This is a genomic window from Cryobacterium sp. MDB1-18-1 (assembly GCF_004402735.1).
GTDB lineage: Bacteria > Actinomycetota > Actinomycetes > Actinomycetales > Microbacteriaceae > Cryobacterium > Cryobacterium glucosi.
In genome coordinates this window covers 106,364-132,935 of record NZ_SOFR01000026.1, presented here as the reverse complement: position 1 = coordinate 132,935, position 26,572 = coordinate 106,364, and the positions used below count along the sequence as shown (strand labels likewise).

General features: G+C 68.6%; 26 protein-coding genes. 12 read left to right on the top strand and 14 right to left on the bottom strand.

Annotated features, from left to right (window positions below):
- Positions 1-10: 10 nt before the first annotated feature.
- Genes E3O50_RS07020 through E3O50_RS07015 form a run of 3 tightly spaced genes read right to left on the bottom strand, consistent with a single transcriptional unit; the run spans position 11 to position 1,782 of the window.
- Complete coding sequence (locus E3O50_RS07020; RefSeq protein WP_134446588.1) at positions 11-856, bottom strand: SMP-30/gluconolactonase/LRE family protein; 846 nt, start codon at positions 854-856, stop codon at positions 11-13.
- Positions 857-864: 8 nt separating this feature from the next.
- A complete protein-coding gene (locus tag E3O50_RS19090) occupies positions 865-1,029 on the bottom strand; it encodes a hypothetical protein (RefSeq protein WP_166787273.1) in 165 nt (54 codons plus the stop codon).
- A 54-nt stretch (positions 1,030-1,083) separates the two neighbouring features.
- The gene (locus tag E3O50_RS07015; RefSeq protein ID WP_134446589.1) at positions 1,084-1,782 is read right to left on the bottom strand and encodes an SOS response-associated peptidase; all 699 of its coding nucleotides are present in this window, start codon (positions 1,780-1,782) and stop codon (positions 1,084-1,086) included.
- Positions 1,783-1,892: 110 nt separating this feature from the next.
- Between E3O50_RS07015 and E3O50_RS07010 the strand changes: the two genes are divergently transcribed.
- The 5 genes from E3O50_RS07010 (at position 1,893) to E3O50_RS06990 (ending at position 9,070) form a co-directional block, all read left to right on the top strand.
- Positions 1,893-2,603 carry a hypothetical protein gene (locus tag E3O50_RS07010; protein ID WP_174774643.1) on the top strand — a complete coding sequence of 237 codons (711 nt, stop codon included), beginning with the start codon at positions 1,893-1,895 and terminating at the stop codon, positions 2,601-2,603.
- Positions 2,604-2,605: 2 nt separating this feature from the next.
- Positions 2,606-4,243 (top strand): DNA polymerase Y family protein, encoded by a 1,638-nt coding sequence (locus E3O50_RS07005; RefSeq protein ID WP_134446590.1) that lies wholly within the window; start codon positions 2,606-2,608, stop codon positions 4,241-4,243.
- Between the two features lie 75 nt (positions 4,244-4,318).
- Positions 4,319-7,729, top strand: a complete 3,411-nt coding sequence (locus E3O50_RS07000; protein ID WP_134560155.1) for an error-prone DNA polymerase — start codon at positions 4,319-4,321, stop codon at positions 7,727-7,729.
- Between the two features lie 44 nt (positions 7,730-7,773).
- Positions 7,774-8,610 carry a DUF3097 domain-containing protein gene (locus tag E3O50_RS06995; protein WP_134560153.1) on the top strand — a complete coding sequence of 279 codons (837 nt, stop codon included), beginning with the start codon at positions 7,774-7,776 and terminating at the stop codon, positions 8,608-8,610.
- A gap of 256 nt (positions 8,611-8,866) precedes the next feature.
- Complete coding sequence (locus tag E3O50_RS06990; protein WP_035840308.1) at positions 8,867-9,070, top strand: cold-shock protein; 204 nt, start codon at positions 8,867-8,869, stop codon at positions 9,068-9,070.
- A 133-nt stretch (positions 9,071-9,203) separates the two neighbouring features.
- Here the strand turns inward: E3O50_RS06990 and E3O50_RS06985 are convergent, their stop codons facing one another.
- A complete protein-coding gene (locus E3O50_RS06985; protein ID WP_134446593.1) occupies positions 9,204-9,791 on the bottom strand; it encodes a TMEM175 family protein in 588 nt (195 codons plus the stop codon).
- Between the two features lie 119 nt (positions 9,792-9,910).
- Between E3O50_RS06985 and E3O50_RS06980 the strand changes: the two genes are divergently transcribed.
- The gene (locus E3O50_RS06980) at positions 9,911-10,420 is read left to right on the top strand and encodes a histidine phosphatase family protein (RefSeq protein WP_134560151.1); all 510 of its coding nucleotides are present in this window, start codon (positions 9,911-9,913) and stop codon (positions 10,418-10,420) included.
- 15 nt (positions 10,421-10,435) lie between these two features.
- On the opposite strand, the gene E3O50_RS06975 is transcribed toward E3O50_RS06980, so the two are convergent.
- Together E3O50_RS06975 and E3O50_RS06970 are read right to left on the bottom strand one after the other, a co-directional pair.
- Positions 10,436-10,915 (bottom strand): Lrp/AsnC family transcriptional regulator, encoded by a 480-nt coding sequence (locus E3O50_RS06975; RefSeq protein WP_134446595.1) that lies wholly within the window; start codon positions 10,913-10,915, stop codon positions 10,436-10,438.
- A gap of 110 nt (positions 10,916-11,025) precedes the next feature.
- Complete coding sequence (locus E3O50_RS06970) at positions 11,026-12,843, bottom strand: DEAD/DEAH box helicase (protein WP_134560149.1); 1,818 nt, start codon at positions 12,841-12,843, stop codon at positions 11,026-11,028.
- A 58-nt stretch (positions 12,844-12,901) separates the two neighbouring features.
- Here E3O50_RS06970 and E3O50_RS06965 point away from each other — a divergent pair, with 58 nt between their 5' ends.
- Positions 12,902-13,690: an SGNH/GDSL hydrolase family protein gene (locus E3O50_RS06965; protein ID WP_134446597.1), complete on the top strand. Its 789-nt coding sequence runs from the start codon at positions 12,902-12,904 to the stop codon at positions 13,688-13,690.
- A gap of 27 nt (positions 13,691-13,717) precedes the next feature.
- Here E3O50_RS06965 and E3O50_RS06960 read toward each other — a convergent pair whose 3' ends face one another.
- Both E3O50_RS06960 and E3O50_RS06955 read right to left on the bottom strand, forming a co-directional pair.
- The gene (locus tag E3O50_RS06960) at positions 13,718-14,953 is read right to left on the bottom strand and encodes a D-alanyl-D-alanine carboxypeptidase (protein ID WP_134560147.1); all 1,236 of its coding nucleotides are present in this window, start codon (positions 14,951-14,953) and stop codon (positions 13,718-13,720) included.
- A gap of 63 nt (positions 14,954-15,016) precedes the next feature.
- Positions 15,017-15,817: an RNA methyltransferase gene (locus E3O50_RS06955; RefSeq protein WP_134446599.1), complete on the bottom strand. Its 801-nt coding sequence runs from the start codon at positions 15,815-15,817 to the stop codon at positions 15,017-15,019.
- Positions 15,818-15,957: 140 nt separating this feature from the next.
- Between E3O50_RS06955 and E3O50_RS06950 the strand changes: the two genes are divergently transcribed.
- Positions 15,958-16,809 (top strand): Sir2 family NAD-dependent protein deacetylase, encoded by an 852-nt coding sequence (locus E3O50_RS06950; RefSeq protein ID WP_134446600.1) that lies wholly within the window; start codon positions 15,958-15,960, stop codon positions 16,807-16,809.
- 76 nt (positions 16,810-16,885) lie between these two features.
- Positions 16,886-17,542 carry a histidine phosphatase family protein gene (locus E3O50_RS06945; RefSeq protein WP_241975454.1) on the top strand — a complete coding sequence of 219 codons (657 nt, stop codon included), beginning with the start codon at positions 16,886-16,888 and terminating at the stop codon, positions 17,540-17,542.
- Here E3O50_RS06945 and E3O50_RS06940 read toward each other — a convergent pair.
- A complete protein-coding gene (locus E3O50_RS06940; protein WP_134560143.1) occupies positions 17,530-18,615 on the bottom strand; it encodes a glycosyltransferase family 1 protein in 1,086 nt (361 codons plus the stop codon). The two genes, E3O50_RS06945 and E3O50_RS06940, sit on opposite strands and share 13 nt — an antisense overlap.
- A gap of 43 nt (positions 18,616-18,658) precedes the next feature.
- Positions 18,659-19,558 (bottom strand): alpha/beta hydrolase, encoded by a 900-nt coding sequence (locus E3O50_RS06935; protein WP_134560141.1) that lies wholly within the window; start codon positions 19,556-19,558, stop codon positions 18,659-18,661.
- Between the two features lie 81 nt (positions 19,559-19,639).
- Here E3O50_RS06935 and E3O50_RS06930 point away from each other — a divergent pair, with 81 nt between their 5' ends.
- A complete protein-coding gene (locus E3O50_RS06930; RefSeq protein WP_134446604.1) occupies positions 19,640-20,326 on the top strand; it encodes an exonuclease domain-containing protein in 687 nt (228 codons plus the stop codon).
- Between the two features lie 108 nt (positions 20,327-20,434).
- Here E3O50_RS06930 and E3O50_RS06925 read toward each other — a convergent pair whose 3' ends face one another.
- The 3 genes from E3O50_RS06925 to glgA form a co-directional block, all read right to left on the bottom strand.
- Entirely contained in the window at positions 20,435-20,686 is a 252-nt protein-coding gene (locus E3O50_RS06925) for a type B 50S ribosomal protein L31 (protein WP_134446605.1), read from the bottom strand.
- A 112-nt stretch (positions 20,687-20,798) separates the two neighbouring features.
- Entirely contained in the window at positions 20,799-21,581 is a 783-nt protein-coding gene (locus tag E3O50_RS06920; RefSeq protein WP_134446606.1) for an ABC transporter ATP-binding protein, read from the bottom strand.
- A gap of 49 nt (positions 21,582-21,630) precedes the next feature.
- Positions 21,631-22,812, bottom strand: coding sequence for a glycogen synthase (gene glgA, locus E3O50_RS06915; protein WP_134446607.1), 1,182 nt, complete (start codon positions 22,810-22,812; stop codon positions 21,631-21,633).
- 81 nt (positions 22,813-22,893) lie between these two features.
- Here glgA and E3O50_RS06910 point away from each other — a divergent pair, with 81 nt between their 5' ends.
- Both E3O50_RS06910 and serB read left to right on the top strand, forming a co-directional pair.
- Positions 22,894-24,138: a glucose-1-phosphate adenylyltransferase gene (locus tag E3O50_RS06910; RefSeq protein WP_134446608.1), complete on the top strand. Its 1,245-nt coding sequence runs from the start codon at positions 22,894-22,896 to the stop codon at positions 24,136-24,138.
- A complete protein-coding gene (serB, locus tag E3O50_RS06905; RefSeq protein WP_134560139.1) occupies positions 24,135-24,782 on the top strand; it encodes a phosphoserine phosphatase SerB in 648 nt (215 codons plus the stop codon). The genes E3O50_RS06910 and serB overlap by 4 nt, the downstream gene beginning before the upstream one ends.
- Positions 24,783-24,818: 36 nt before the next feature.
- On the opposite strand, the gene E3O50_RS06900 is transcribed toward serB, so the two are convergent.
- Positions 24,819-26,480, bottom strand: coding sequence for an HNH endonuclease signature motif containing protein (locus E3O50_RS06900; RefSeq protein WP_134564551.1), 1,662 nt, complete (start codon positions 26,478-26,480; stop codon positions 24,819-24,821).
- Between the last annotated feature and the right edge of the window lie 92 nt (positions 26,481-26,572).

Genomic DNA, 26,572 nt, shown 5'->3' with positions numbered 1-26,572 from the left:
GGCCGGACGTTCAGCCGGCGAACGCGCGCACGGGCAGGCCGGTGACCCCGGCATCCACCCGGAACAACGATCCGGCGAGTGCCTCTTCCCCGTCGTCGAGGCCTTCCCGTGACGTCGTGATGAAAAGCTCGTCCAGGTTCGGTCCGCCGAAGGTGCACGCGGTGACGCGGCTTGCGGCGACCTCGACGACCTCGTCCAGGCGGCCATCCTGCGTGTAGCGATGCACGGCGCTCCCGCCGTAGAGTGCCACCCAGACCCCGCCGTCGCTGTCGACGGTGAGACCGTCGGGAAAGCCGGACTCCGCCGGGATCTCGACAAAACTGCGCAGGCCCGTCAGGCCAGTCTCTGCACTGTAGTCGAACACCGCGACCCGGCCCGTCGCGGTGTCGTTGTAGTAGGCGAGGGAGCCGTCCGGGCTCCAGTCCAGCCCGTTGGAGATGGTGAGGCCGGTCAGGACGACCTCGACCGAGCCGTCCGGGTCGAGGCGGCGGAGGGAACCGGCGCCCGGGTACTGGTCGAACGCCATCGAACCGCAGTAGAACCGGCCGTCCGGGTCGCAGCCGCCCTCGTTGAGTCTCAGGAGCGGATCGCTCCAGAGCTCCCCGAGTTCGGTGATCGTCCCTTCGGCATCCTCGAGGGCGAAACCGCGCTGCAGGGCCAGGACGGCGCCGCCCGCGCGGCGCGGCCGCACGGTCACGACCATGCTGCCGACGTGCCTGCGATGCACGGTGTCACCGTCCAGCGAGAGGATGTCTCCCGCGAACATGTCGAGCCAGCGCAGGCCGCCCCAGGACGGGGACCATACGGGGCCCTCACCGTGGAAGGCGAGGGGATCGGTACGCTGTTCGGCCTGCACGGGGTTGCTCAGTCGCGCAGGATCTGGACGGGAATCGCCACGGCGAGGGCCACGCAGAGGATCCCGCCGAAGAAGATGGGCAACTGGCCCGCGGTGACCGTGAAGGCGAACCCGAAGAGCCACAGTCCGAAGACGAACACGGCCATCGCGACGATGAAGGCGACAATTTTCATAGGGGTCCTTTCGACACCGGCCCGGCCGTTCCGTGCCATGACGAGCGTAGCCGCTCAGGCGACCGGTTCGATGAGTTCGGGCCCGTCGCCGATGAGGGGCGCAACCTCGTGGAACCGCAAACCCTCCACGGATTCCGCGGAGGCGGCCACGGCCGCGTCCACGAACTCCTGGTCGCCGACCGTGTGCGGGTCGAGCCACTGGTCCCAGGTCTCCTCCGGGAGCACGACGGGCATCCGCTCGTGAAGGCCCCGGAGACGGCCACTCGACTCCTGGGTGAGGATCGTGGCGCTCAGCACCCATCGCGCCGGGTCGTCTTCCGTGAGGGCAGGGTTGCGCCACCACGCGTAGAGACCGGCGAGGGCCAGGGGCAGCCCATCGTCCGAGTGCACGAAGTACGGGGTCTTGACGGTGCCTTCGGTGTGCCATTCGTAGTAACCGGTGGCGGGCACGAGAGCACGCCGCGATGCGAGGGAGGGCTGGAAGGTGGGCTTCTCCCCCACCGTCTCCGACCGGGCGTTGAACGTCGGGAACTTCGACACGAGCGCCGACGCGAAGGAGGGAACGAGCGACCAGCGCGCAGACTCGATCCTGCGCACGACGGCGCCTGATTTCGCCGACTCGAGCACGATCGGAATCCGCTCGGTTGGCTTGATGTTCCACGACGGTTCCGGGAGGTCCTCGCCCTCATGCTCGACGTCGAACATCGCGGCGAGGTCCGGCGCCGTGTCCGTGATGATGAATCGACCACACATGGTCTCAGGCTAGCGCGGCCCACCGACAACCCTCTCCCCGGGCATCGGCCGTGCATCCGCCCGCCCCGGATCGTCTTGACTTAATCGAATGTCTGTTCGAATATGGTGGGGTGTCCAGTCTCCCCGTCCCCCGCAGCGGACCCGACCCGCGAGAACTCGCGGCCGGGTTGCAGGCGCGCATCCGCGGGATGGAATCCACTCGGGCGGGACTCGAAAGCCGCCAGGCGGCAACGGGATTCGCCGGCCTCCTGCCGGGCGGCGCGCTCAGGCCTGGGTCGGTCTACACCGTGGACGGCTCCGTCTCCCTCATTCTCGCGCTCCTCGCCGGGCCGTCCCAGGCCGGGTCCTGGTGCGGGATCATCGGGCTGCCCGACCTCGGCCCCGAAGCGGCGACGAGCCTCGGTATCGACCTCACGCGCCTCGTCCTGGTCCCTGCGCCGGGCGACCAGTGGCTCACCGTCACGGCGGCCCTCGCGGACGTTCTCCCCGTCGTCGCGGTGCGACCGACGCGGCGGGTCTCGGAGGCGGAGGCCTCCCGGCTCGCCGCCCGGCTCCGGCAACGCGGGTGCACACTCCTCGTCGCCGGCGATTGGCCGCAGGCCGAGGCGAGGCTCTCCGTGCGCTCAAGCACCTGGACCGGGCTCGGCGACGGTCACGGTCACCTCACGGGACGCGAGGTGACCGTCGCGGCGTCCGCGCGCTCCGGCGCACCCCGCACCGCACGGATGTCGCTCGCCGGCGGCCCGGCGGAGGCAGAGTCCGTCGACCCGCCCCGCCTCGGTATCCCCTTCGGCGCGCACCGGTACAGCGAGGCGGTCTGACAATGACAGCACTCACCGGTACGACAGTGGGGCACCCGCACGGACCCGAGCGCACCCTGGTGCTCTGGTGCCCCGACTGGCCCGTGACGGCGGCCAGGGTGCGCGCCGGGCTCCCGGAGGACGTGCCCCTCGCGCTCGTCGACCGCGGCATCGTATTTGCCTGCTCGCCGGCGGCCCGCACGACGGGCGTGCGGAGAGGACTCGCCGCCCGCGAGGCCCAGTTCCGCTGCCCGGAGCTCGTCGTGCTCGGCTACGACCGCGTACTCGACGACCGGGCCTTCGAACCCGTCATCGAGCGGCTCGAGGACACGACACCCGGCGTGCAGGTCCTGCGTCCCGGACTCTGCGCCATCCGCTCCCGCGGGCCTGCCCGGTTCTACGGCACCGAAGAGGCGGCCGCGGACGCCCTCGTCGCGTGCGTCGCGGGGCTCGGGATCCCCGGCGCCCGGGTCGGCATCGCGGACGGCGCCTTCGCCGCGGAACAGGTCGCCAGGGACCAGGCCCCCACCCCGGTCAGGGTGGTTCTCCCCGGGGGGTCAGCGGCCTTTCTCGCCGTCCGCCCGGTCACGACCCTCGTCGACGCCGGGCTCATCGACAGGGACCTCGCGACACTGCTGCGCCGCCTGGGCGTGCACACGCTGAGGGACTTCGCGGCGCTCCCCGCCGACCGGGTGCGGCACCGGTTCGGAGCGGCAGCGGCCCGCGCCCACCGGATCGCAGGGGCGGCGGACGATGGCCGAGTCGTTCCCCGGGTCCCTCCCCGCCACCGGGAGGTGGCCTTCGACTGGGAACCTCCCCTCGACAGGGTCGACCAGGTCACCTTCGCCATCCGGGCGGGACTCGACGCCTTCGTCGGCGACCTCGCCGCCTCGCGCCTGGTCTGCACCGAAGTCACGATCGAGGTGTGCACCGAGGCCGCGGCGGGGGCAGGAGCCGTGCACACGCGTTCGTGGCGGCATCCGCGTTGGTTCACCGGCGCGGACATCGCCGACCGGGTGCGGTGGCAACTGCAGGGGGCCGGCCCCGGTGCGAGCGAGCTCGAAGCCGCCATCACCCGGGTGCGGATCATCCCCGAACGCGTGGACTCGACAGCCGATCACGAGCAGGGTCTCTGGGACTCCGGGCCAGACGAGCGGATCCACCACGCGCTCACCCGGGTCCAGGGCCTGCTCGGGCACGACGGGGTGCTCACCGCAATCAGTGCGGGCGGCCGGCTACTCAGGGACCGCCGGGTGCTCGTTCCCTGGGGCGACGCCGTCCCCGTCGTCCCCGCCCAGCCGGCCTCGGCACGCGAACGCACGGCCACGGCGCCCTGGCCTGGCAGCCTCCCCGGGCTCTCCCCCGCGACCGTTTTCCTGGAATCGCCGTCGGTCCTGCTCCACGCCACGGACGGCGCTGCCGTCGGCGTCGACGAGCGGGGCATCCTCTCCGGGACTCCTGCCGCCTTCTCTCAAACCGGGCGAACCGACGACCTGTCCCCTGTCACGGCCTGGGCCGGACCCTGGCCGCTCGTCGAACGCTGGTGGGATCCCGCCAGGGCGCACCACGGCCATCGCCTCCAGCTCGTGGACGGATCGGGCGCGGCCTGGCTGCTCCTGCTCGAGTCCGCCCGCTGGGTTGCGGAGGCCCGGTATGACTGACGACGGAACCACTGGGAACGGTATGGCTGAGAACGGTATGGCTGACAACGGTATGACTCAGAACGGAACCGACTGATGGGCTGGAGCAATCCCCCGATCCCGTGGTCCGAACTCGAGCGCGCCCTCTCCGACCGGCGCCGCCCCGGCGGTCCGCCCGCGGGAGCCGACGGCGGCGACAGCCCGGCGTGGTCGGGCAGGCGCAGGCCATACCGCCCGGCGGAGCCCGCCGTTGCGGCCGGCTCAACCACGCGGGCTGCCCTCGTGCCGTACGCCGAACTGCACGCGCACTCCAACTTCAGCTTCCTCGACGGCGCGAGTTCGCCGGAGGCCCTGCTCGAGGAGGCCTCGAGGCTCGGACTCTCCGCTCTCGCCCTGGCCGACCATGACGGGCTCTACGGCGCCGTGCGCCTCGCCGAGACGGCCGAGAGCTTTCCCAACCTGGCCACCATCTTCGGAGCAGAGCTGTCCCTCGGCCTCGGCGAGCCGCAGGCCGGCGTTCCCGACCCGGTCGGCTCCCACCTGCTCGTTCTCGCCCGCGGCCAGGCCGGCTACCATCGGCTCGCCGCCGCCCTCACGAGCGCCCATCTCGCGGGAGGCGAGAAGGGCCGTCCGGTCTACGACATCGAGGATCTCGCAGCCCAGGCCGACGGCACCTGGGCCGTGCTGACCGGATGCCGCAAGGGCGCCGTGCGCCGGGCTCTCGTCACAGGGGGGCCTGCTGCTGCGGCGAGGGAACTGGCCGGACTCGTGCGCCTCTTCGGCAGGGACAACGTCTTCGTGGAACTGTACGACCACGGCTACCCCGCGGACAGCGCCGGCAACGACGCCCTCGCGGGCCTCGCCGCTGACGCGGGCCTGCCGGTGCTCGCCACGAACGCCGTGCATTACGCAACGCCGGCAGGTTCCCGGCTCGCCTCCGCGCTCGCCGCCGTGCGCGCCCAGCGCAGCCTCGACCAGATGGACGGCTGGCTCCCCGGCTCCGACGGAGCGCACCTGCGCGGCGGCGCCGAAATGGCCGCCCGGTTCGCGCGCTATCCCGGCGCGGTCGCGAACACCGTTCCGCTCGCCGCCGAACTCGCCTTCTCGCTACGCCGGGCGCGCCCCCGCCTTCCCCGCCAGGATGTCCCTGCGGGGCACACACCGATGACCTGGTTGCGGTCCCTGGTCACGGACGGCGTCGCCGAGAAGTACCCGGGAGCTTCTCCGTCGGTGCTCGAACGCATCGAGAAGGAACTCGCGGTCATCGAGGCCAAGGACTTCCCCGGCTACTTCCTGATCGTGCACGACATCGTCCGGTTCGCGCGCAGCCGCGGCATCCTCTGTCAGGGCCGCGGCTCTGCGGCGAACTCGGCCGTCTGCTTCGTGCTCGGCATCACCGCGGTCGACTCCATCTTCTACCGGCTCCCCTTCGAACGCTTCCTGTCGAGCCTTCGCGACGAGGAGCCGGACATCGACGTCGACTTCGACTCCGACCGGCGCGAGGAGGTCATCCAATACGTCTACGGCCGTTACGGCAGGCTCAACGCGGCCCAGGTAGCGAACGTCATCACCTACCGGCCGAAGGTCGCCGTGCGCGACATGTCCAAGGCGCTCGGCTTCAGCACGGGCCAGCAGGACGCCTGGTCCAAGCAGGTCGAGCGCTGGAGCGAATCCGTCTCGAGTCCGGAACACGACATCCCCCCGCTCGTGACCGACCTCGCCGAGCAGCTGCTCGGCTCCCCCAGGCACCTCGGCATCCACTCCGGCGGCATGGTCCTGACCGACCGCCCCGTCGGCGAGGTCTGCCCGATCGAGCCGGCCAGGATGGACAACCGGACAGTGCTGCAGTGGGACAAGGACGACTGCGCCTGGATGGGCCTGGTGAAGTTCGACCTGCTCGGACTCGGCATGCTCGCGGCCATCCAGTACACCTTCGACCTCACCGCAGAACACCTCGGCGAGACCTGGACCCTCGCGACCATCCCCCGCGAGGAAGCCGGCGTCTACGACCAGCTCTGCCGGGCGGACTCCGTCGGAGTCTTCCAGGTCGAGAGCCGCGCCCAGATGGGCACCCTGCCCCGCCTCCAGCCGCGCCGCTTCTACGACCTCGTCGTCGAGATCGCCCTGATCCGGCCGGGGCCCATCCAGGGCGGCGCCGTGCATCCCTACATCCGGCGCAAGCTCGGCCAGGAACCGGTGACGTACCTGCACCCGAAACTCGAGCCCGTGCTCGAACGCACACTCGGCATCCCGCTCTTCCAGGAGCAACTCATGCAGATGGCCATGGCCGTCGGCGGGTGCTCCGGCGAGGACGCCGACCTGCTCCGTCGCGCGATGGGATCCAAGCGCGGCATCGAGAAGATCTCCACCCTCCGCGACCGGCTCTACGCCGGGATGGCGTCGAACGGCATCACCGGGGACGTGGCCGACACGATCTACGCCAAGATCGAGGCCTTCGCCAACTTCGGCTTCGCGGAGAGCCACTCGATCAGCTTCGCCCTGCTCGTGTACGCGAGCGCCTGGTTGCGCCTGCACTACCCCGGCGCCTTCCTGGCCGCCCTCCTCCGCGCCCAGCCGATGGGCTTCTATTCTCCGCAGTCGCTCGTCGCGGACGCCCGCCGCCACGGCGTCACCGTGCTCCGTCCGGACATCCTCCGATCGGGCGCCGACGCGGGCCTCGAAACCACCGACGGTCCCCCGACAGTTCGCCGTTCGGTGTGCCTGTGCCCAGAGCAGCCTCCGGTGCCGCCCTTCGACCGAGCTGTTCCGCCGGACTGGGCAGACCACCGCAGGGACGGCGACTTCGCGGTGCGCCTCGGCCTGGCCGAGGTCTCCGGCATCGGCGGCGACCTGGCGGGCCGCATCGTCGCAGAGCGCGGCCTCAACGGGCCGTACCTGTCGATGGCGGATGCCGCGGGGCGGGTCGGCCTGAACACGGAACAGCTCGAGGCGCTCGCCGCCGCCGGTGCTTTCTCCGGTCTCGGGCTCGAACCGCGGACCGCGCTGTGGACGGCCGGAGAGGCGGCGACCGAACGACCGAACCACCTCAGCGGAACCGCCGTCACCGTGCAGCCGCCTCTGCTCGACCTGCTCAGCCCCGTCGAACAGGTCGTCTATGATCTCTGGGCAACCGGCATCTCCCCGGACGACCATCCGATCAGCCACGCGCGCGCGGGCCTGGCCGCACGCGGTGCCCTTCCGATCGACCGGCTTCCCGCCGCCGAGTCCGGACGCCGGATCCAGGTCGGCGGCGTCGTCACCCACCGGCAGCGCCCGTCGACCGCCGGCGGGGTGACCTTCCTCAATATCGAGGATGAAACCGGGACTCTCAACGTCATCGCCGGAATCGGCGTCTGGAACCGCTACCGAAGAATCGCGAGGGAATCGCCCGCGCTCGTGGTGCGCGGCATCCTGGAGCGTTCCCCGGAGGGCGTCACGAATCTCCTCGCCGACAAATTCGAAACCCTCACCCTCGCGGCGCCGACGACCTCCCGGGATTTCCGCTGAGAGAGCCGTCCCTCTCCCGTGGGTCTTCGGCTAACGTCGAACGGGTGAATGACGATCGATACGGACAGGACGCCCTGAGGCCGGGCTGGCGCGAGGTGGGACGGAAGGTCATCCCGACCCACGACGCCGTCCGCGACCTCGTCGTCGAAGAAGTCGCCACGGGGTTCTGCGGCGCCATCGTGCGCCTCGAGAAGCAGATCGTGACCCTCGAGGACCGGCACGGCGCGCTCCGGCTCTTTCCCCTCGGCTCAGCGTTCCTGATCGACGGGGAGCCCGTCCGACTCGTCGTGCCCGCCAGGGCGGCCCAGCAACGCGCCCGGACGGCATCCGGTTCCCTGGCCATGGCCGCGACCCGCGCGCGGGTCGCCCGCGGCAGCCGGATCTTCGTCGAGGGTCGGCACGACGCCGAACTCGTCGAGAAGGTCTGGGGCGCCGACCTCCGGATCGAGGGCGTCGTCGTCGAATACCTCGAGGGAGTCGACAACCTCGAGGAACTCCTCACCGAATTCAGCCCGGGACCAGGCAGGAAGGTCGGCGTGCTCGTCGACCACCTCGTACCAGGGTCCAAGGAGAGCCGGATCGCCGAGAACGTCGCTCGCGGCCCGCACGGGCGGAGCGTCCTCGTGGTCGGGCACCCCTACGTCGACGTCTGGCAGGCCGTCAAACCCGAGCGACTCGGGATGAAGGACTGGCCGACGATCCCCCGCACGGTCGAGTGGAAACACGGGATCTGCGAGCACCTGGGCTGGCCGCACGAGGACCAGGCCGACATCGCCAGGGCCTGGCAACGCATCCTGGGCCGGGTCCGGTCGTATGCCGACCTCGAGGCCGCATTCCTCGGCAGGGTCGAACAGCTCATCGACTTCGCGACCGTCGATTGACAGGTGGGCTGAATACCGCCCCTGTTCGGGCGAAATATTCATAAAACGTAACGGTTATGACTCGAATTCGCCCCAAATCCGGTTCTTACCGAGCGAAGTGGTCTAGTCTTGTCCCAGTAGTTGTAGTGCTTGCACGTCTTAAAACGCACGGACTTCGGTCCATGCGGCGTATTCCTTTCGGAAGCGGACGACGAATACCGCGACGAACGGCCCCGACAGTCGGGGTCGGTCTAACACTCCTGGAGGAGTTTCAAAAATGGCAACAGGTACCGTGAAATGGTTCAACGCTGAAAAGGGCTTCGGATTCATTGCTCCCGACGACGGAAGCGCCGACGTGTTCGCGCACTACTCCGCGATCGCTTCCAATGGCTACAAGTCCCTCGACGAGAACCAGAAGGTCGAGTTCGAGGTAACCCAGGGCCCCAAGGGTCCCCAGGCCGAGAACATCCGCGCCCTCTGATTCTGCTCAGTGCTGAATCAGCACACTGCTTGAACTGCGTCTGACCGAGGTCATTCGCCCAGAGAGCTCCAGTAATGCCCCCGCTTCGGCGGGGGCATTACTTCGTTAAGCCGAAGCTTTTCTCGCCGCCGCCCTAGTCTGCGCGGCCGTCTCCGACGAAACGCTCGACCCGCCGGTCCGGCACCAGCCAGATGAGTGCGGCGATCGCGAAAACGCCCATGGACACGAGCGGCTGCACCAGGGCGAGCAGAATCCCGGCCAGGTAGATGAAGGGCGAGCCCTTGCCCTTCCAGTCCCGTCCGAGGGCCGTGGCGAGGGCTCCGTCGGCGCCCTGGTAACGGATCAGGGTCCGCTGCAGGATGTAGAACGCCACGGCGGCCAGGAGCAGCGTGAACCCGTAGACCATGACCGGGACCTCGGCGAAGCCGGACTCGTCGCTCCACCTCGTAGCGAAGGGGAACAGGGAGAGCCAGAACAAGAGGTGCAGGTTCGCCCAGAGGATGCCGCCGTTCACGCCGGAGGCGAGGCGCAGCAAGTGGTGGTGGTTGTTCCAGTAGATCCCGATGTAGAGGAAACTCAGCAGGTAACTGAACAGCGTGGGCAGGATGGTCACGAGCCCCTGCCAGGTCGGTTCCTCCGGGACCCGGATCTCGAGCACCATGATCGTGATGATGATGGCGAGCACGCCATCGCTGAACGCTTCGAGCCTGTTCTTGGTCATGTGCCTCCGGTCCCTGTCGTCCGTTCAGGTGCGCTGAGGGCATCATCCCAGATTCCGTTCGCCCTGTCAGGAGCCGGATTTCGCACAACCTGTCCGGCCGTCGGTGGCAGACTCAGGGTATGAGTGAGCGCACCCTGATCCTGCTGCGGCACGCCAAGTCCGACTGGTCCGGCGAGGTCTCCGACCTCGAGCGCCCGCTCGCCGAACGGGGACTGCGCCAGGCGCCGCTCGCCGGAGCGTGGCTCGCCCGCAATATCGGGCACGTCGATCTCGCGGTCGTCTCCCCCGCGCACCGCGCTCGCAGCACCTGGGAAATCGCCGAGGGTGAACTGACGGAATCGCCGCCGACCGTGGTCGACAGCCGCGGCTATGCGGCATCCGCCGACGAACTGCTCGACGTCGTCAGGGAGCTTCCCGACGAGGACCACACGGTCGTTCTCGTCGTGCACAATCCCGGGATCACCGGCCTCGCCGAACTCCTCACCGGAACGTGGATACCGATGCCGACCAGCACCCTCGCCGTGCTGGGCTTGGCCGGACCGTGGTCTGACGCCGGCAGGCGACCGGCCGAGATCCTGGCGACCGGGCGCCCGCCGGAAGACTTTCCGCACCGTCACCGCGCTCAGTGAGGGGACGGTCGTCGACTAGTTGACGAGGTCCTGCCAGCCGTCACCGTCGACGTACTCGAAGATGAGGTTGGTCTCGGTGTGCGCGACAGCAGGATGCTCGGCGAGATGTTCGAGCACGAAGTCACGCAGCGCGGACGCGTTCGCCGCCGCGACGTGCAGGAGGTAGTCGTCGGCCCCCGCGGTGTGGAAGAGACCGATGACGCCGGGCCAGTGCGGAGCGGCATTACGGAAGTCGTCGATCTGCACCCGGGCGTGTTTGACGAGCCGCACGGAAATGAGCGCCTGCAGGGAGGCTCCGAGGGCTGCGAGGTCGATGTTCGCCCGGTACCCGCGGATGTGGCCCAGCTGCTGGAGCCGGCGCAACCGGAGCGACACGGTTGACTCGGCGACACCGATCTCGGCAGCCAGTGCGGCGCCGGAGGCTCGCGCGTTGACCGAGAGGGCCTTCAGCAATGCCCGGTCGACCCTGTCGATTTCGGCTTTCTTCGGTTCCATCAGTCACACTCTTTCGTCCCTAAGAGCTTATGCGACGAATCATTCCTTGACGCAAGGGTCTGCGCCTGGACCGGGTAACGATCGAGGATCGATCGCGCGAGGCGGTGGCTTCAGCTGCGGCCGAGGCGGCGACGCAGCAAGTCGATCCGGTTCTGCAGCTGGGTCACGCTCGCCTGGGCAACTGCGGGTCCCCCGCAGACCCGCCGTAGTTCGGCGTGTACGATCCCGTGCGGCTCATTCGCGAGTTTCGACCACATGCCCACGAGACTCGCGAGCAAGGTCCGCTGTTCCTTGAGGGTGCGGTAAAGCGGCGGCGATTCCTCGGGGGCGATCTCGCCCGTGACCGGGTTCTTTCGCCGGTCGGTCGACCGTTTGGCCTGGCGGGACTGCCGTTGCCGGAGCAGCTCAGAAACCTGTTCCGGCTCGAGGAGTCCGGGGATGCCGATGAAGTCGAATTCCTCGTCCGTTCCCGGTTCGGCGAGTTGGCCGAACTCGTCGCCGTCGAACATGACCATGTCGAAGGTCGCCTGGGAGTCGATCGCCTGCCAGGTGAACTCGTCCTCGCCGAGTCCGTCCGACCCCTTCTCGTCCCGGTTCGCCGCGGCGACCATCGCGTCTTCGGGGTTGTACATCCCGTCGTCGCCGTCGTCCCTGTTGCTCCGGTCGAGCGCGTGGTCGCGTTCGAGTTCGAGGGCGTTGGCGAGGCTCAGCAGGCTCGGCACGTTGGGCAGGAAGATCGAGGCCGTCTCGCCGCGCCGTCTGGCGCGCACGAAGCGGCCGATGGCCTGCGCGAAGAACAGGGGTGTCGATGCGCTCGTCGCGTAGACGCCGACGGCGAGCCGGGGAACGTCGACACCCTCTGACACCATCCGGACGGCGACCATCCAACGCCGGGTGTTCTTCGAGAACTCGTCGATCCGGTCGCTCGACTCCTTCTCGTCAGAAAGCACGACGGTCACCGGTTCCCCGGAGATCTCCTCGAGGATGGTGGCATACGCGCGTGCGGCTGACTGGTCCGTTGCGATGACGAGGCCGCCGGCGTCCGGGATGCCGTGCCGGACCTGGGTGAGGCGCGAGTCAGCGGCGCGCAGCACGGCGGGGATCCACTGCCCGGTCGGCTCGAGCGCCGTACGCCAGGCCTGGCTCGTGATGTCCTTGGTGTTGCCCTCGCCGAGTTTGGCTTCCATCTCGTCGCCGGCACGCGTGCGCCACTTCATGTGCCCGGCGTAGACCATGAACATGACCGGGCGCACGACGCCGTCGGCAAGGGCGCGACCGTAGCCGTAGTTGTAGTCACTCTGCGAGAGACGGATGCCGTGCTCGTCCGGCAGGTAGCTGACGAAGGGGATGGGCGAGGTGTCTGACCGGAACGGGGTCCCGGTCAGGGAGAGGCGGCGGGTCGCCGGTTCGAAGGCCTCCCGGATCGCATCGCCCCAGCTGAGGGCGTCGCCCCCGTGGTGCACCTCGTCGAGGATGACGAGGGTGCGGCTGGACTGGGTGAGCTCGCGGTGCAGGGCGGCCCGGCTGGCGACCTGAGCGTACGTGACGGCGACACCGTGGAAGTGGTTGCCGTAACGCCCGTCCGCGTTCTTGAACGAGGGGTCGAGGCGGATGCCCGCGCGAGCGGCGGCATCCGCCCACTGGCGCTTGAGGTGTTCGGTCGGGGCTACGACGGTGATGCGGTCGATCAGGTGCCGCGCACGAAGCTCGGACGCGAGCCGGAGTGCGAACGTGGTCTTGCCTGCTCCCGGTGTCGCGGCGGCGAGGAAGTCACGGGGCTGGTGCACGAAATAGGCGGCCAGGGCCTCTTCCTGCCAGGCGCGCAGCTTGGTCGCGGTACCCCAGGCGGCCCGGCCGGGGAACGACGGGGACAGGTGTTCGGCTGCACTCGTTCCCTGGTTCGGTTCGAACGCTGCTGAGGTAGTCACTTCAATAGAACCTAGCAAGGTGAACCGACAGTTTCGTGCAAACGAGGAGAATGGACTGATGACAACGCCATTGCATCCCTGGTCGCGGTACGTAGCCGTCGGCGATTCCTTCACGGAGGGTGTCGGGGATCCCGAGCCCGCGTGCCCGGGAGGGTTCCGCGGCTGGTCAGACCGCGTCGCCGAGGTACTCAGCCAGGGCTCGACGGACTTCGCGTATGCGAATCTCGCCGTGCGCGGCAAACTGATCCGGCAGGTCATGGACGAGCAGCTGGAGCAGGCCCTCGACGTGCACCCGGACCTGATCACCTTCTCGGCAGGCGGCAACGACGTGATCCGGCCGGGGTCAGACCCCGACGAGATCGCCGCCCGGTGCGATGAGGCCGTGCGCCTGCTCAGCCGCGACGGAGCCACGATCGTGCTGTTCACGGGCGCCGATGTCGGGTTCGCCCCGGTCTTCCGCGGGATCCGCGGCAAGATCGCGATCTACAACGAGAACATCCGTGCCGTCGCTGCGCGCTACGACTGCGTCGTCGCCGACCTGTGGGCCCTCACCGAGATCCAGGACGCACGGATGTGGGCGCCCGACCGGCTGCACCTGAACGCCCTCGGACATCACACCGTCGCCCGGATGGTGCTTGACGTGCTCAACGTGCCCAACAGTCTCGAACCCTCCGAGCCCGAGCCGTTGCCCGCGCAGACCTGGCGCCAGGCGCGCAGCGAGGACATGGTCTGGGCGCGGGAGTATCTCGTGCCGTGGGTGCTGCGCCGCATCAGGCACCAGTCGTCCGGGGACCACGTGCTGCCCAAACGCCCGGAGGCCGGGCCGTTCCGCCAGGCCGTCAAGTAGCCCAGCTCTTCACACAGCGCAGAGGCGTCAGCGGGACGCGAGCAGTTCGCCAGGGTGCGTGAAGCGCCAGCCGGGTCCGGGATCGCTGAGTGTGCCGTCCAGCACCAGGGGCACACTGATCTTCTGGGTGCCGACCACGAAGTCGAGAGACCCGACGGCGTCTCCGTCCGAGCCGACCCCGACCGAACGGGCCGTTGCGACGCCCGTGACGGCCGTGTCAGACCAGACGAGGGCGGATGCCTTCTCGGCGGCCACGACCGAACCGTTCTGCCCCCAGACGCTCGCGTACGTTCCATAGGACGCACCGGCTTCGGTCAGGGTGACCTCACGGAAGCCGGGTTTGACGCTCTCGATGAGCCGCCCGATGTCGGCGTCGAGGGTGTCGTGGGTGGTCCCGCCGAGCAGGACCCCGACGAGGGTCACGGTCGTGTCTCCGACGGTGAAGTCCGCGGAGAAGAGCAGGCACGCGCCGGCTTCGTCCGTCGTCCCGGTCTTGATGCCGTCGACACCGTGCTCGCCGAGCATCTCGTTGGTGTTGGTCACCGTCCCGATCGTCGGCAGCGTGGCCGTCTTCTCCGAGACGATCGAGGCGAGCGCCGGGTTCTTCAGCACGAGTTTGCCGATCTCGACGAGGTCGGCCGGCGTGCTGGCGCTCAGCGGCGAAATCCCGCTCGTGTCCGCGATCGTGGTCCCGGTCAGGCCATGGTCGGTGAGCCAGGCCCTGGCGACCTTCAGATACGCGTCGACAGAACCGAACGCCCAGTTCGCGAGGGTGATGCTGTAGTTGTTCGCGGAGGGCAGCAGCATGCCCTCGAGGGCCTGGCGCTGGCTCAGCACCATCCCGGACACGACGGGGGCGACCGAGCCGTCCTGGGCGAGCACGTCGTAGTAGATCTGCACATCGGCGTCGGTGAACTTCACGTCGGGGCCGGCCTCGGTGGCCGCGAGCGGCTTCGCCTCGAGCAGCACGAGGGAGGTGACCATCTTGGTGATGCTCGCGATCGGCACGGCGGACTGGCTGCCGCTGGAGCCGAGCACCCCGTCGTAGCCCACGGCGCCGATCGCGCCCTCCCCGATTCCCGGCCATTTCATTGCCGTCGCCGGCTGGGTGAGCGCGGCAGGCTGCGTGAGCGTCGCTGACGACGCTGGAAGTGCTGCGGCACTCGTTGTCGCGAAGTAGCCCCCGAGGAGGATCACGACGAGCAGGCCCCCGAGGACCGCGAATCGGCGACGCAGGATGGTGGAACGACTCGCGGAAGGCATCCGCTCACTTTACCGATCCACGGATAGGGAAACGCTGGACACCGCGGCGCGGCGCAGTCCCGGTCAGCGCAGCGCGTACAGTGCGACCGCGCTCGCGGATGCGACGTTGAGCGAGTCGACGCCGTGCAGCATCGGGATCGTGACGACCGTGTCCGCGACAGAGAGCGCCTGCCTGCTGAGCCCGTCGCCCTCGGCGCCGAGCACGATCGCGAGCCGCTCCGGCGGGTCGATCGCGAAGTCGTCGAGGCTCACCGCGTTGTCCGCGAGGGCGAGTGCTGCGAGGTGGAAGCCGGCTTCGTGCAGCAGAGGAACGGCTTCGTCCCACTCGGGGAGCCGGGTCCAGGGCACCTGAAGCACCGTGCCCATGCTCACGCGCACGCTGCGCCGGTAGAGCGGGTCGGCGCAGCGCGGGGTGATCAGAACGGCGTCGGCGCCGAGTCCGGCGACCGAGCGGAAGATAGCGCCGACGTTGGTGTGGTCGACGATGTCCTCGAGGATCACGATCCGGCGGGCGCCCCTGACCAGATCGGACACCGGCGCGAGCACGGGTCGGTGCATCGCGGCGAGTGCCCCCCTGTGCAGGTTGTACCCGGTCAGTTCTTCGAGCACGGATGCCGCGCCGACGTAGATCGGCACGTCCGGCCAGTCGGCGAGCAGTTCGAGGGCGTCGGGCAGCCACTGCTCCTGCAGGAGCACCGAGCGGGGGCGATGTCCGGCCTCGAGGGCGCGCGCGATGACCTTGGTCGACTCGGCGATGTACAGGCCGCCCGCCGGTTCGGACTTCCGCCGGAGCGCGACATCCGTGAGCTGGGAGTAGTCGGCAAGACCGGGAAGGTCGAGGGAGTCGATGTGGATGATCTGCACGGTGATTTGCCTTTCGAAGGAGAACACGTCCAGACTGCCAGTTGTCTCACCCGGTCACGTACTCGAGGTCACGTACCCGTGTTCTGTAACAAGGACGAAAACTGGCCAGCTTAGACTCGGAGTGGACAGGACGGAGCGTTATGACCACCGAGACGATTCCCGTCGCGGGCGAGGTTTCGGCCGACACCCTTGACACGGTCGCCGAACTCCTGCGCGGAAAGCGTGCTGCGGTGCTGACCGGCGCCGGGCTCAGCACGGATTCGGGCATCCCCGACTATCGGGGGAAGGGCGCGCCGGTCCGCACCCCGATGAACTATCAGACCTTCATCGACGACCCCCGGGCCCGGGTCAGGTACTGGGCGGGCAGCCACCTCGGCTGGCGTCGGTTCCGCGCAGCTGAGCCGAACCTCGGGCACCGTTCGCTCGTCGCCCTCGAGGCCCATGGTGTCATCTCCGGCGTGATCACCCAGAACGTCGACGGGCTGCACACCAGGGCCGGTTCCCGCCACGTCGTCGACCTGCATGGCTCGATGGATCTCGTCGTCTGCCTCGGCTGCGGCCAGGCCTTCGACAGGGAGAGCATCGCGGCCCGCCTCGAAGCCGACAACCCGTCCCTGCGGCGGCCGGACTCCGCCCGTCTCGCACCGGACGGTGACGCCGACGTCACCGACCTCACGGGCTTCGTCATCCCCGCGTGCACAGTCTGCGGCGGGATGCTCAAACCCAACGTGGTCTTCTTCGGCGAGCTCGTGCCGACGGTCAAGTTCGTCGAGGCCACCGCCCTCGTCGCCGGGGCCCAGGCGCTCATCGTCGCCGGATCGTCTCTCGCGGTGAATTCGGGCATCCGACTGCTCGAACAGGCCCGCCGGCGCAAACTGCCGATTATCGTCATCAATCGGGGCGTGACCAAGGGAGACGCGCGCGCACTGGTTAAGCTGGAAGCCGGCACCTCCGAGGTGCTGGCCGGGCTCGCCGAACGCCTCACGGGGTAGAGGAGGTCCTGGTCGCCAGACGGGACAGCGCCAGACAGGACAGCGCAGACAGGGGCCACGCGAGACCATGCACCGGTTGCAGACCAGGCTTTCGATCGTCCGACACGGCCAGACCGACTGGAACCTCGCCACCCGGATCCAGGGCCGCACCGACATCCCACTGAACTCGACGGGACGGGCCCAGGCCGCCGAGACCGGCCTGCGGCTCCTCAAGCGCAGCCGCGCGGGGTTGGCGCCCAGCCTCGACGGCGGCCTGACCGAGAGCTCCGCCGCCTGGGAGAAGATCGTCTCGAGCCCGCTCGACCGGGCCGCGGAAACCGCCCGCATCATCGCGGGGGAACTCGGCCTGCCGCGGCCGGAGATCATCGACGACCTCACCGAGCGTCACCACGGCCACATCGAGGGCCTCACGTTCGCAGAACGGCAGCGCCAGTTCCCGAACGGGATGCCGGTGCCCGGCCTCGAGTCGCGCCAACAGGTCCTCGACAGGGTGCTTCCGGCCCTCGGCCGCGTGGCCGAGGAGTTCCCGGGTGACGCGGTACTCGTGGTCTGCCACGGCGGCGTGATCGGAACCCTGATCCGCTACCTGACCGCCGGCGTGCGCCCGCACCCCGACGAGATCATCGCCAACGGATCCGTCCACGACTTCCTCTGGACCGACGGCCGGCTCGAGCTCGAGCACTTCGACGCGACGATCCGCGGTTTAGCGGAGAACACGCACTACTCGGGCTGAGCGGTCTCCCGGATCGCGCGGAGCAGGATCTGCGCGGAGTCCGCCCAGTTGTACCGGGCGGCCTGGTCGATGGCGAGCCCTGAGCGCTTCGCCCACTCCCCCGGTTCGTCGAGCTGGTGCACGGCAGCCGCGAGCCCCCCGGCGTCGCGCGGTTCGAAGTAGAGCGCGGCCTCACCGCCGATCTCCCGGAAGATCGGAATGTCGCTCACGACGACCGGGATCCCGAGGCTCATCGCTTCGACGAGGGGGATCCCGAAGCCCTCGTCGAGGGACGCGGTCACCAGGGCCGTCGCCGAATCGAGCAGGGACACGTACTCCGCGTCGGAGACGCCGTCGTGGAAAACGATCCGCGCTCCGGGGGCGAGCCCCTGCAGGCGGGCCTTCTCCGTGTCACCGATCCGGCTGAGCAGGTGCAGGTCATGGCCGGAAAGGTCAGCGAGGGCGCGCACGAGCGTGTCGACGTTCTTGTACGGCATGAACGAGCCCATGTAGACGAGGCTGCCCGTTGCCGGCCCGGTGCGACGCACGCCCGTCCCTGCGCCTGCCGCCTCGCCGAGGGCACCGGCGGCGTTGGGGACGACCGTGATGGGCTTGCGGGTGAGGCGGTGCTTCAGCATGAGTGCCCGTGTCGTCTCGGAGACCGTGACGACGCCGTCAGCGCGGTTCAGCAGCATCCGCTGGGGCCACCAGGACAGGTGGTAGAACCGCCAGAGCAGCCGGATGAAGGCGGGCAGGTCGCGCGGGGGTGTGCGGTTGCGATAGTAGATCAGGTCGTGGACGGTGAGCAGCAGTCTGTAGTTGCGGCCCCAAGAACCCATGGTCTGCATCGGGCTGAAGACGACGTCGGGGTGCAGCCGGTTGACGCGGAGGCCGACGAGGGGCTCGCGGATGCTCGTGGGCGCGTTCACGAGCTGCCACGGGAGCGCGGGGAGCATCGCGAGTTGCCTGTGGTCGCTGATGAGCATCGTCACGGCGTGCAGCCGGCTCAGCTCGGTGACGAGTTCGGAGGTGTAGCGGCTGATGCCGTCGTGCCGGTCGAACCGGGTGTAGCGGCAGTCGAAAACGATCCTCATGCTGTCAGCTCGATCCTGCTTGGGCCGATCATGCCGGGGCCGATCATGCCGACGCCGCCTCGTCGAGGAAGCGGCGCAGCTGTTCTGCCGCTTCGGCGGGAACTTCGTAGTGGATGAGGTGCCCGACGTTGGGGATGACATAGAGACGGGCGTCCGGGAACAGCGCGCGCAGCCGGTACTGGGCCTCGACGGGGGTGATGTCGTCCTTGTCCGCCGCGATCAGCAGGGTGCGTTGCGGAATGCGCGCGGCGAATTCACTCACGTCGCTTCCGACGGACGCGCGGAAGGCTTCGAGCACGACCCGGCGATCGGAGAAGGCGGAGAAATACCGGTCGTGCTGGTTGTGGATCCAGCGGCGCAGGGCGGGGTCACGGGTCTTGGCCATCGCGATGCTCATCACCCGCACGATGACGCGGTTGCGGAGCAGGGCGAAGCCGAGCCGCTCCGGTAGGGCGGCCGCTGACCAGTAGTAGAACACCGCGAGGCGGGTGAGGATTCCGCGGGGACCGGACAGGGCCGGCGCCGCGATCGGGTTGACGAGCACGACGACATCCGCGGGCAGTCCGCCCGCGACGGCGGAGGCCACGATGATCGAGCCGAACGAGTGCCCGAGGATCACGGTGCGCCCGGTCGGGGCGACCGCCGAGACGAAGCCCCTGAGCCACTCCGAGTAGCCGGGCACGTCGTGTCCCAGGGTCGTGAGCGCCGCCGATTCGCCGAAGCCGGGCAGGTCTGGCGAGAGGATGCGATACCCCGCGAGCTGGGCGACGACGGGCTCGAGGCCGTGGTGGTCGCCGCGGAAGCCGTGCACCATCACGATCGTCGTCGTCGCTGCGGGATCCCCGTACTCCCAGTAGCGGGTGTCGGTCCCGAGCACCGGGACGGTGTGAACGCTCACCGGGATCCGGGCGAGCTGGGCGTCGTATGGCGAAGGAACAATCATCCCCTCCAGTTTACGCAGGACGCGCGCGACGGAGCGGCGTCGACGCCCGGGGATGTCGGCGGTCGGCCCTAGGCTGGCCCCATGAGCAACTGGAGTGACACCCTCGCCGTCTTCGACCTCGAAACGACCGGAATCGACGTGGAGACGAGTCGCATCGTCTCGGCGACGGTGGCCGTGATCGATGTCTCAGGGGCCGTCGTCGAGCGCATCGACTGGCTGCTCGACCCCGGCATCGAGATCCCCGAGCAGGCGACCAACGTGCACGGCATCACGACGGCCCAGGCCGTTGCGAACGGGCGCGCCGCCGGCGAAGGTGTCACCGAGATCGTCGCGACCATCCGGGAACTGCTCAGCAGGGGCCTTCCGATCGTGGCATACAACGCGCCGTACGACCTCTCCCTGCTCAACCGGGAGGCCATCCGCTACGGGGTCGCACCACTCGTGTCGCCCTCCCCCGTCGTCGACCCGCTGGTCATCGACAAGCAGGTGGACCGCTACCGCAAGGGCAAGCGCACCCTCGAGGTCACGAGCGCCTACTACGGGGTGTCCCTCGACGACGCCCATGACGCCGGTGCGGACGCGATCGCCGCGGGCAGGGTCGCCCAGGCCATCGCGAAGGCCCACGTCGCCGTGCTGCCGGGCACGGTCGCCGAACTGCACGAGCTGCAGGTGCAGTGGTCCATGCAGCAGGCCGAGCGCTTCCAGGACTACATGCGCCGCGAACGCGACCCGAAGTTCGTCGCGAGCGGCGCGTGGCCCGAGCGGTAACGCGAGCAGCACCGCAGGCATCCGCGCGGGGTACGGAACGCGGGGTACAGAAAAGACGAGCAGCCGTGGCTGCTCGCCTTTCGTGTATCGCGCTCGAGTGCGTCGGTCTTATTTGCCGAAGCCCTTGTAGCGGGAGTTGAACTTCTCCACGCGTCCGGCGGAGTCCATGATGCGCTGCTTGCCCGTGTAGAACGGGTGCGACTCAGAGGAGATTTCCACGTCGATGACGGGGTAGGTGGATCCGTCTTCCCACTCGATCGTCTTGGCGCTCGAGACCGTCGAACGGGTCAGGAAGGTCGCACCCGACGCGAGGTCGCGGAAGACCACGGGGGCATATGTGGGGTGGATGTCAGACTTCATGAAAACTTCCTTATATGAGTTGCGCCGGTCCGGACCGGATGGCCCGGGGAACGGCGGCAGGAAAAAGTTACACGGCCCGAGGACCGACTGTCGAGTCTAGCAGAAGCGAACGTCAGGCCGCACGGGCCGTGAAGCGACCGGCGTCCTCGCTCAGGCCGATCGGCAGGCCGAACGTTTCGGTGAGGGTGTCCGCCGTCAGAGACTCCGCGAAGGGGCCGGCCGAAACGACGCGTCCACCAGAGAGAAGCAGGGCGTGGGTGAAGCCGAGGGGGATCTCTTCGACGTGATGGGTGACCATGATGATGGCCGGTGAACTCTGCTCGAGGGCATAACCGCCGAGCAGGCGCAGGAGTTCTTCGCGGGCGCCGAGGTCGAGGCTCGCCGCCGGTTCGTCGAGCAGGAGCAGTTCGGGGTCGGTCATGATCGATCTGGCGATCTGCACCCGCTTCTGTTCACCGTCGCTCAGGGTTCCAAAGGTGCGATCGGCGAGGTGGTCGAGGCGCCATTCCTGGAGGACACGCTGGGCGCGGCGCTCGTCGATGGCCTCGTATTCCTCGGTCCAGCGACCGGTCACCGAATACGCGGCGGTCATGACGACGTCGATCACCTTTTCACCCGCCGGAACCTTCCGGGCGAGCGCGGTCGACGCGAAGCCGATGCGCGGACGCAGCTCGAACAGGTCGGTGCCGCCGATCGGCTCCTCGAGCACCTCGGCTGTGCCCCGGGTGGGGTGCAGCATCGCGGCGGCGATCTGGAGGAGCGTGGTCTTTCCAGCGCCGTTCGGGCCGAGGATCACCCAGCGCTGATCGTCATCAACACTCCAGTTCACTGAGTCGAGGATGGTTGTGCCAGCCCGGACGACGGAGACGTCGGTGAATTGAAGAACGTTGACCATGCATCCATGTTATCTGCCGTCGCCGAGGCGTCGGCACGCCGGGCGGGGCTCAGAGCAACCCGGCGTAGATCTCCCGGGTGCTCGTGGCGATCTGGCTCCAGCTGAACTTTTCCTCTGCCCTGATCCGGCCGGCCCTGCCCATTTCCGCGGCACGATCGGGGTCTGAGACGACCTCCAGGAGGGTGCGGGCGAGGTCGGCGACGAAACGGTCAGGGTCGATCGGCGTGCCGGTGCCATCACTGACCTGGTCGATGGGCACGAGTCGTCCGGTGACCCCGTCGTCGACGACCTCGGGGATGCCGCCGGTCGCCGAACCGACAACCGGGAGGCCGCACGCCATCGCCTCGAGGTTCACGATGCCGAGAGGCTCGTAGACCGAGGGACAGACGAAGACGGTGCCGGCCGTCAGGACGGCGGAGAGGTCGTGCTGGGACAGGTGTTCCGGAATCCACACGACCCCGGTGCGCTCGGCCTGGAGCGCCCTGACTCCAGCGGTCACCTCGGCCATGATTTCTGCGGTGTCCGGTGCCCCGGCGCAGAGCACGAGCTGGACCTCAGGCGGGAGAGACGCTGCGGCACGGAGAAGATACGGGAGTCCCTTCTGCCGGGTGATCCGTCCGACGAACACGACAGAGGGTCGGGTCGGGTCGATGCCGAGCGAACGGACGATGTCCTCGTCCGCGGTCGGCTTCCAGGCCTCGAGGTCGATGCCGTTGTAGACGACGTGCACCCGGGACTCGTCGAGTGCCGGATAGCTGCGGAGGATATCCGCCCGCATTCCCCCGCTGACGGCGATGACGGCATCCGCTGCCTCGAAGGCCGTGCGTTCGATCCAGCTCGAGACCCGGTAGCCTCCGCCGAGTTGTTCGGCCTTCCACGGCCGGAGCGGCTCCAGGCTGTGTGCAGTGACGACGTGCGGGACGCCGTGCAGGAGCTTGGCGAGGTGCCCTGCGCCGTTGGCGTACCAGGTGTGCGAGTGCACGATGTCGGTGCCCGCGGCGTCCTGGGCCATCAACAGGTCGACGCCGAGTGTCGACAGGGCGCCGTTCGCCGTCGCAAGCTCGGCTGGGACGCCGTATGCGAAGGTATTCGGTTCGTCGCGCGGCGAACCGAAGCAGCGCACCACGACGTCGATGTCGGTACGGAGGGCCTTGACGAGCTCAGCGACGTGCACGCCGGCCCCGCCGTAAACCTCCGGTGGATATTCCTTGGTCAACAGATCGACTCGCATGAAAGTAAAACTAGCGCAGCATCGCATCCGACACACCGTTTTCGGGTGGCCACAGGCCCCGGATGCCCTTACTGTAAAGACATGGCATCGAAGAAGATCTTTGGAATCGTACTCGCTGGTGGCGAGGGCAAACGACTGATGCCGTTGACGGAGGACCGCGCAAAGCCGGCCGTTCCGTTCGGCGGCAACTACCGGCTCATCGACTTCGCACTGTCCAACCTGATCAATTCCGGGTTGACCCAGATCGTCGTCCTGACCCAGTACAAGTCGCACAGCCTCGACCGTCACGTCTCCCAGACCTGGCACGTCTCCGGCGGCTTGTTCAACTCATACATCGCGTCCGTGCCCGCGCAGCAGCGCCTCGGCAAGCGCTGGTTCTCCGGCTCCGCGGACGCAATCCTGCAGAGCCTCAACCTGATCCACGACGAGAAGCCCGACATCGTCGTCGTGGTCGGCGCCGACCACGTCTACCGCATGGACTTCAGCCAGATGATCGCGGCCCACATCGCCTCGGGGGCACAGGCGACGGTCGCTGCGATCCGCCAGCCGATCGGCCTCGCCGACCAGTTCGGCGTCATCGAGGTCGACGGGGCCACTCCGGACCACATCCGGGAGTTCCGCGAGAAGCCGAAGGACGCGATCGGCCTCGCCGACGCGCCGCACGAGGTGTTCGCCTCGATGGGCAACTACGTCTTCAACGCCGACGCCCTGATCGAGGCCGTGCTGCGTGACGGAGAACGCACCGACTCGAGCCACGACATGGGCGGGGACATCATTCCCGACTTCGTGTCCCGCGGCGAAGCCGGTGTCTACGACCTCCAGCGCAACGAGGTACCGGGCTCCACCGATCGCGACCGGTACTACTGGCGCGATGTGGGAACCATCGACTCCTTCTTCGAGGCACACCAGGACCTGATCAGCGCGCTCCCGGTCTTCAACCTCTACAACCAGAAGTGGCCGATCTTCAGCCAGCAGCTCAACTCGCCGCCGGCCAAGTTCGTCCGTGACGGGCGTGGTTCGCTCGGCACGATGATCGACTCGATCGTGTCCCTCGGCTGCGTCATCTCCGGCGCCCACATCGAGCGCAGTGTGCTCGGGCCGTGGGTGGCCATCGATTCCGGCGCCCACATCGCGGACTCGATTCTCTTCGACCGGGTGCAGATCCTGCCCGGCGCGACCGTCCGTCGGGCCATCCTCGACAAGAACGTCGTCGTCGCCGCCGGAGCCTCCGTCGGTGTCGACAGGGACCGTGACCTCGCGCGCGGTTTCAGCGTCACCGAGTCCGGCATCACCGTCGTCGGCAAGGGCGTGCACGTACACCCGTGACCCGTCCCACTCGTTTCCTTGTCGTCCTCGATTCCGATTCCACCCTGATTGAAAACGAAGTGATCGAGCTCCTGGCGGATGCTGCGGGCTCGCTCGAACTCGTCGCTGCGGTGACCGAGCAGGCCATGCGCGGTGAGATCGACTTCGCCGAGAGCCTCCGTGCCCGGGTGAAGACCCTCGCCGGGCTGCCGGAGAGCGTCTTCACCGACGTCGGGCTCCTGGTGCGCCCGACTCCGGGCGTGCACGAGCTCATCGCCGGACTGCATGCCCACGGCAGCAGAATCGGGGTCGTCTCCGGCGGTTTCCACGAAGTGCTCGATCCGCTCGCGGAGAGCCTCGGCATCGACCACTGGCGAGCCAACCGGCTCGAAGTCGTCGGCGGCCACCTCACCGGCAACCTCGTCGGGCCGATCATCGACGCAACCGCGAAGGCGGATACCCTCCAGGAGTGGGCGGCGGAACTCGGCGTCGCGCTCCCCCAGACCGTCGCCGTCGGCGACGGAGCGAACGACCTGAAGATGATGCACGTCGCGGGTCTCGGCATCGCGTTCAACGCGAAGCCTCTCGTGCGGGCACAGGCGGATGTCGCGATCGACATCTGCGACCTCAGCCAGGTCCTGCCCATCCTCGGCCTCCGCGGCTAGCACTTCCACTACAGGCGCCGCCGTGTCCGGTGGACTCTAGTCGCGTCTGGGTGGTCCGGTGAGGACCTGGTGGGCGCGGTGCCTGTTCGGTGGCCGCCAGAGTCGTTGCGGGTCGATGAGTCCGGGGGCCCGCACTTGCGGTGAGCCCTTCACCATGCGGATCTCCCACCCGGAGGTGTCGATGCTGTGGTGATGGAACCAGCAGAGTAAGACCCCGTTGTCGACGGTCGTCGGGCCGTCCTGGGCCCAGGGCTTCACGTGGTGTACTTCGGCCCAGTGCGCCGGCGCTTTGCACCCGGGGATGATGCAGCCGCCGTCCCGGGCGGTAATCGCCCGGCGCTGGGCCCGGTTGAAGTACCGTCGTTCCGGACCGAGCTTGAGCACTTCGTTGTTCGCCCCGAACAACACGCCCTGGAAGCCGCCGTCGCAGATGCGCTGATGCACCGTCTTCAAAGACACGGGGGCTTCGACGCCGTCGATCCACCCCACCCCGACCCCCGAGGCGAGGTCCGCAGCGTTCACGTGCACCATCACCGTCGGCGCCGACCCGCCCATCGACGGGGTGTCCTCGTCCCGGGCGGCGTGTTCGAACAACGCCCGGAGGATGTCGGCGCGTTTCTCCCCGCCCGTGCGGGTATCCGCCCGGCGCTCCCGGAGCTCTGCCTCGATCACGTCCAGATCCGGGCCCGTGTCGGCGTCGGTGCCCGCTGATTCGGCGCCGGGAATCATCTGCCCCGAATCCATCAGCGCCTGCTCCTCGGCGGTGGGGAACGCCGGGCGGGCGTGGAAGCTCAGGAAGGCGTCGAAGAGGGTGTTCATCACCCCGAACAGTTCCGGTGTCACTCCACCCTTCACCGGGTACAACCCGTTCTTGAGTTGTCCGAAGCCGATGTTGGACTTCGCCTCGAACAGGTCCTCGGTTGGGAGGACCCCGTCGGGGTCTAGGGCCGCCTGCCATTGCGCGACCATGCCCCGGATCAGGTCCGTCGTCACCGGCACACCGGCCCCGGCCAGGTCCTCGGTCTCCGGGGTGATCAGCCCCGCCGCCGTGGCGACCAGGGCCCGCTCCGCCGTCAACAGGTCATCCGGCGCCACCCGGTGACTGATCACCTGTAGCCCGGCCACGATCAACTCCGCCGTCTCCACCCCGATCTGCCCCGCCGCCAGGGCGGCTCCGACGGTCGGGAACAAGGGCGGCAACCAGCTGCTCCCGCCGCACGGCCGCGGCAACACCGCGTCGCCGAGCTTCGTGCGCCGCTTCACCTCCCGGGCCGACACCCGCGTCACCCGGGTGAGGACATCCCACGGGCCCGTGCAGCCCATCCGCCAGGCCAGGCCCTCCCGGCCCAAAACCCGAGCCCGCCGGTCCACATCCGTCGCCGTGCTCACCCTGGCCGCGTCCACTGTCCGCCCGATCGCCTCCACGGTGCTCAGCGCCGTGACCGCTTCTGTGTCGCTGAGCAGCCCGACCGGGATCGCGGCCAGGGCCTCGGCGAGAACCGCCTGGGCCTCGGCGAGACGGGCGACAGCATCCGCATGCACCGACGGCACCGACCCGGCCAGACCCTCCGCGCCCTCGAAACCCTCGACAACCGCAACCGGATGGGCCGACTTGACGCCTGCGATGGGCTGATCTCCCGCGACCCCGGAACCGGGTGCCTGCGGGGTGTGTGACTGGGGATCCCAAGCTCCTGCCATACCCCGATTCTACCCCGAATCGAACACGAATGCGAGACTTACTCACATAATTTTAGGCTTCTCATCTTGAGTTTCACACCTGGAAACGAGGG

Bases quoted from the DNA above. Each gene is read 5' to 3' on its own strand.
- E3O50_RS19090 (WP_166787273.1), bottom strand. From the start codon at position 1,029: ATGAAAATTGTCGCCTTCATCGTCGCGATGGCCGTGTTCGTCTTCGGA.
- E3O50_RS07015 (WP_134446589.1), bottom strand. From the start codon at position 1,782: ATGTGTGGTCGATTCATCATCACGGACACGGCGCCGGACCTCGCCGCG.
- E3O50_RS07005 (WP_134446590.1), top strand. From the start codon at position 2,606: ATGACAGCACTCACCGGTACGACAGTGGGGCACCCGCACGGACCCGAG.
- E3O50_RS07000 (WP_134560155.1), top strand. From the start codon at position 4,319: ATGGGCTGGAGCAATCCCCCGATCCCGTGGTCCGAACTCGAGCGCGCC.
- E3O50_RS06990 (WP_035840308.1), top strand. From the start codon at position 8,867: ATGGCAACAGGTACCGTGAAATGGTTCAACGCTGAAAAGGGCTTCGGA.
- E3O50_RS06985 (WP_134446593.1), bottom strand. From the start codon at position 9,791: ATGACCAAGAACAGGCTCGAAGCGTTCAGCGATGGCGTGCTCGCCATC.
- E3O50_RS06980 (WP_134560151.1), top strand. From the start codon at position 9,911: ATGAGTGAGCGCACCCTGATCCTGCTGCGGCACGCCAAGTCCGACTGG.
- E3O50_RS06975 (WP_134446595.1), bottom strand. From the start codon at position 10,915: ATGGAACCGAAGAAAGCCGAAATCGACAGGGTCGACCGGGCATTGCTG.
- E3O50_RS06965 (WP_134446597.1), top strand. From the start codon at position 12,902: ATGACAACGCCATTGCATCCCTGGTCGCGGTACGTAGCCGTCGGCGAT.
- E3O50_RS06960 (WP_134560147.1), bottom strand. From the start codon at position 14,953: ATGCCTTCCGCGAGTCGTTCCACCATCCTGCGTCGCCGATTCGCGGTC.
- E3O50_RS06950 (WP_134446600.1), top strand. From the start codon at position 15,958: ATGACCACCGAGACGATTCCCGTCGCGGGCGAGGTTTCGGCCGACACC.
- E3O50_RS06940 (WP_134560143.1), bottom strand. From the start codon at position 18,615: ATGAGGATCGTTTTCGACTGCCGCTACACCCGGTTCGACCGGCACGAC.
- E3O50_RS06935 (WP_134560141.1), bottom strand. From the start codon at position 19,558: ATGATTGTTCCTTCGCCATACGACGCCCAGCTCGCCCGGATCCCGGTG.
- E3O50_RS06930 (WP_134446604.1), top strand. From the start codon at position 19,640: ATGAGCAACTGGAGTGACACCCTCGCCGTCTTCGACCTCGAAACGACC.
- E3O50_RS06925 (WP_134446605.1), bottom strand. From the start codon at position 20,686: ATGAAGTCTGACATCCACCCCACATATGCCCCCGTGGTCTTCCGCGAC.
- E3O50_RS06920 (WP_134446606.1), bottom strand. From the start codon at position 21,581: ATGGTCAACGTTCTTCAATTCACCGACGTCTCCGTCGTCCGGGCTGGC.
- glgA (WP_134446607.1), bottom strand. From the start codon at position 22,812: ATGCGAGTCGATCTGTTGACCAAGGAATATCCACCGGAGGTTTACGGC.
- E3O50_RS06910 (WP_134446608.1), top strand. From the start codon at position 22,894: ATGGCATCGAAGAAGATCTTTGGAATCGTACTCGCTGGTGGCGAGGGC.
- E3O50_RS06900 (WP_134564551.1), bottom strand. From the start codon at position 26,480: ATGGCAGGAGCTTGGGATCCCCAGTCACACACCCCGCAGGCACCCGGT.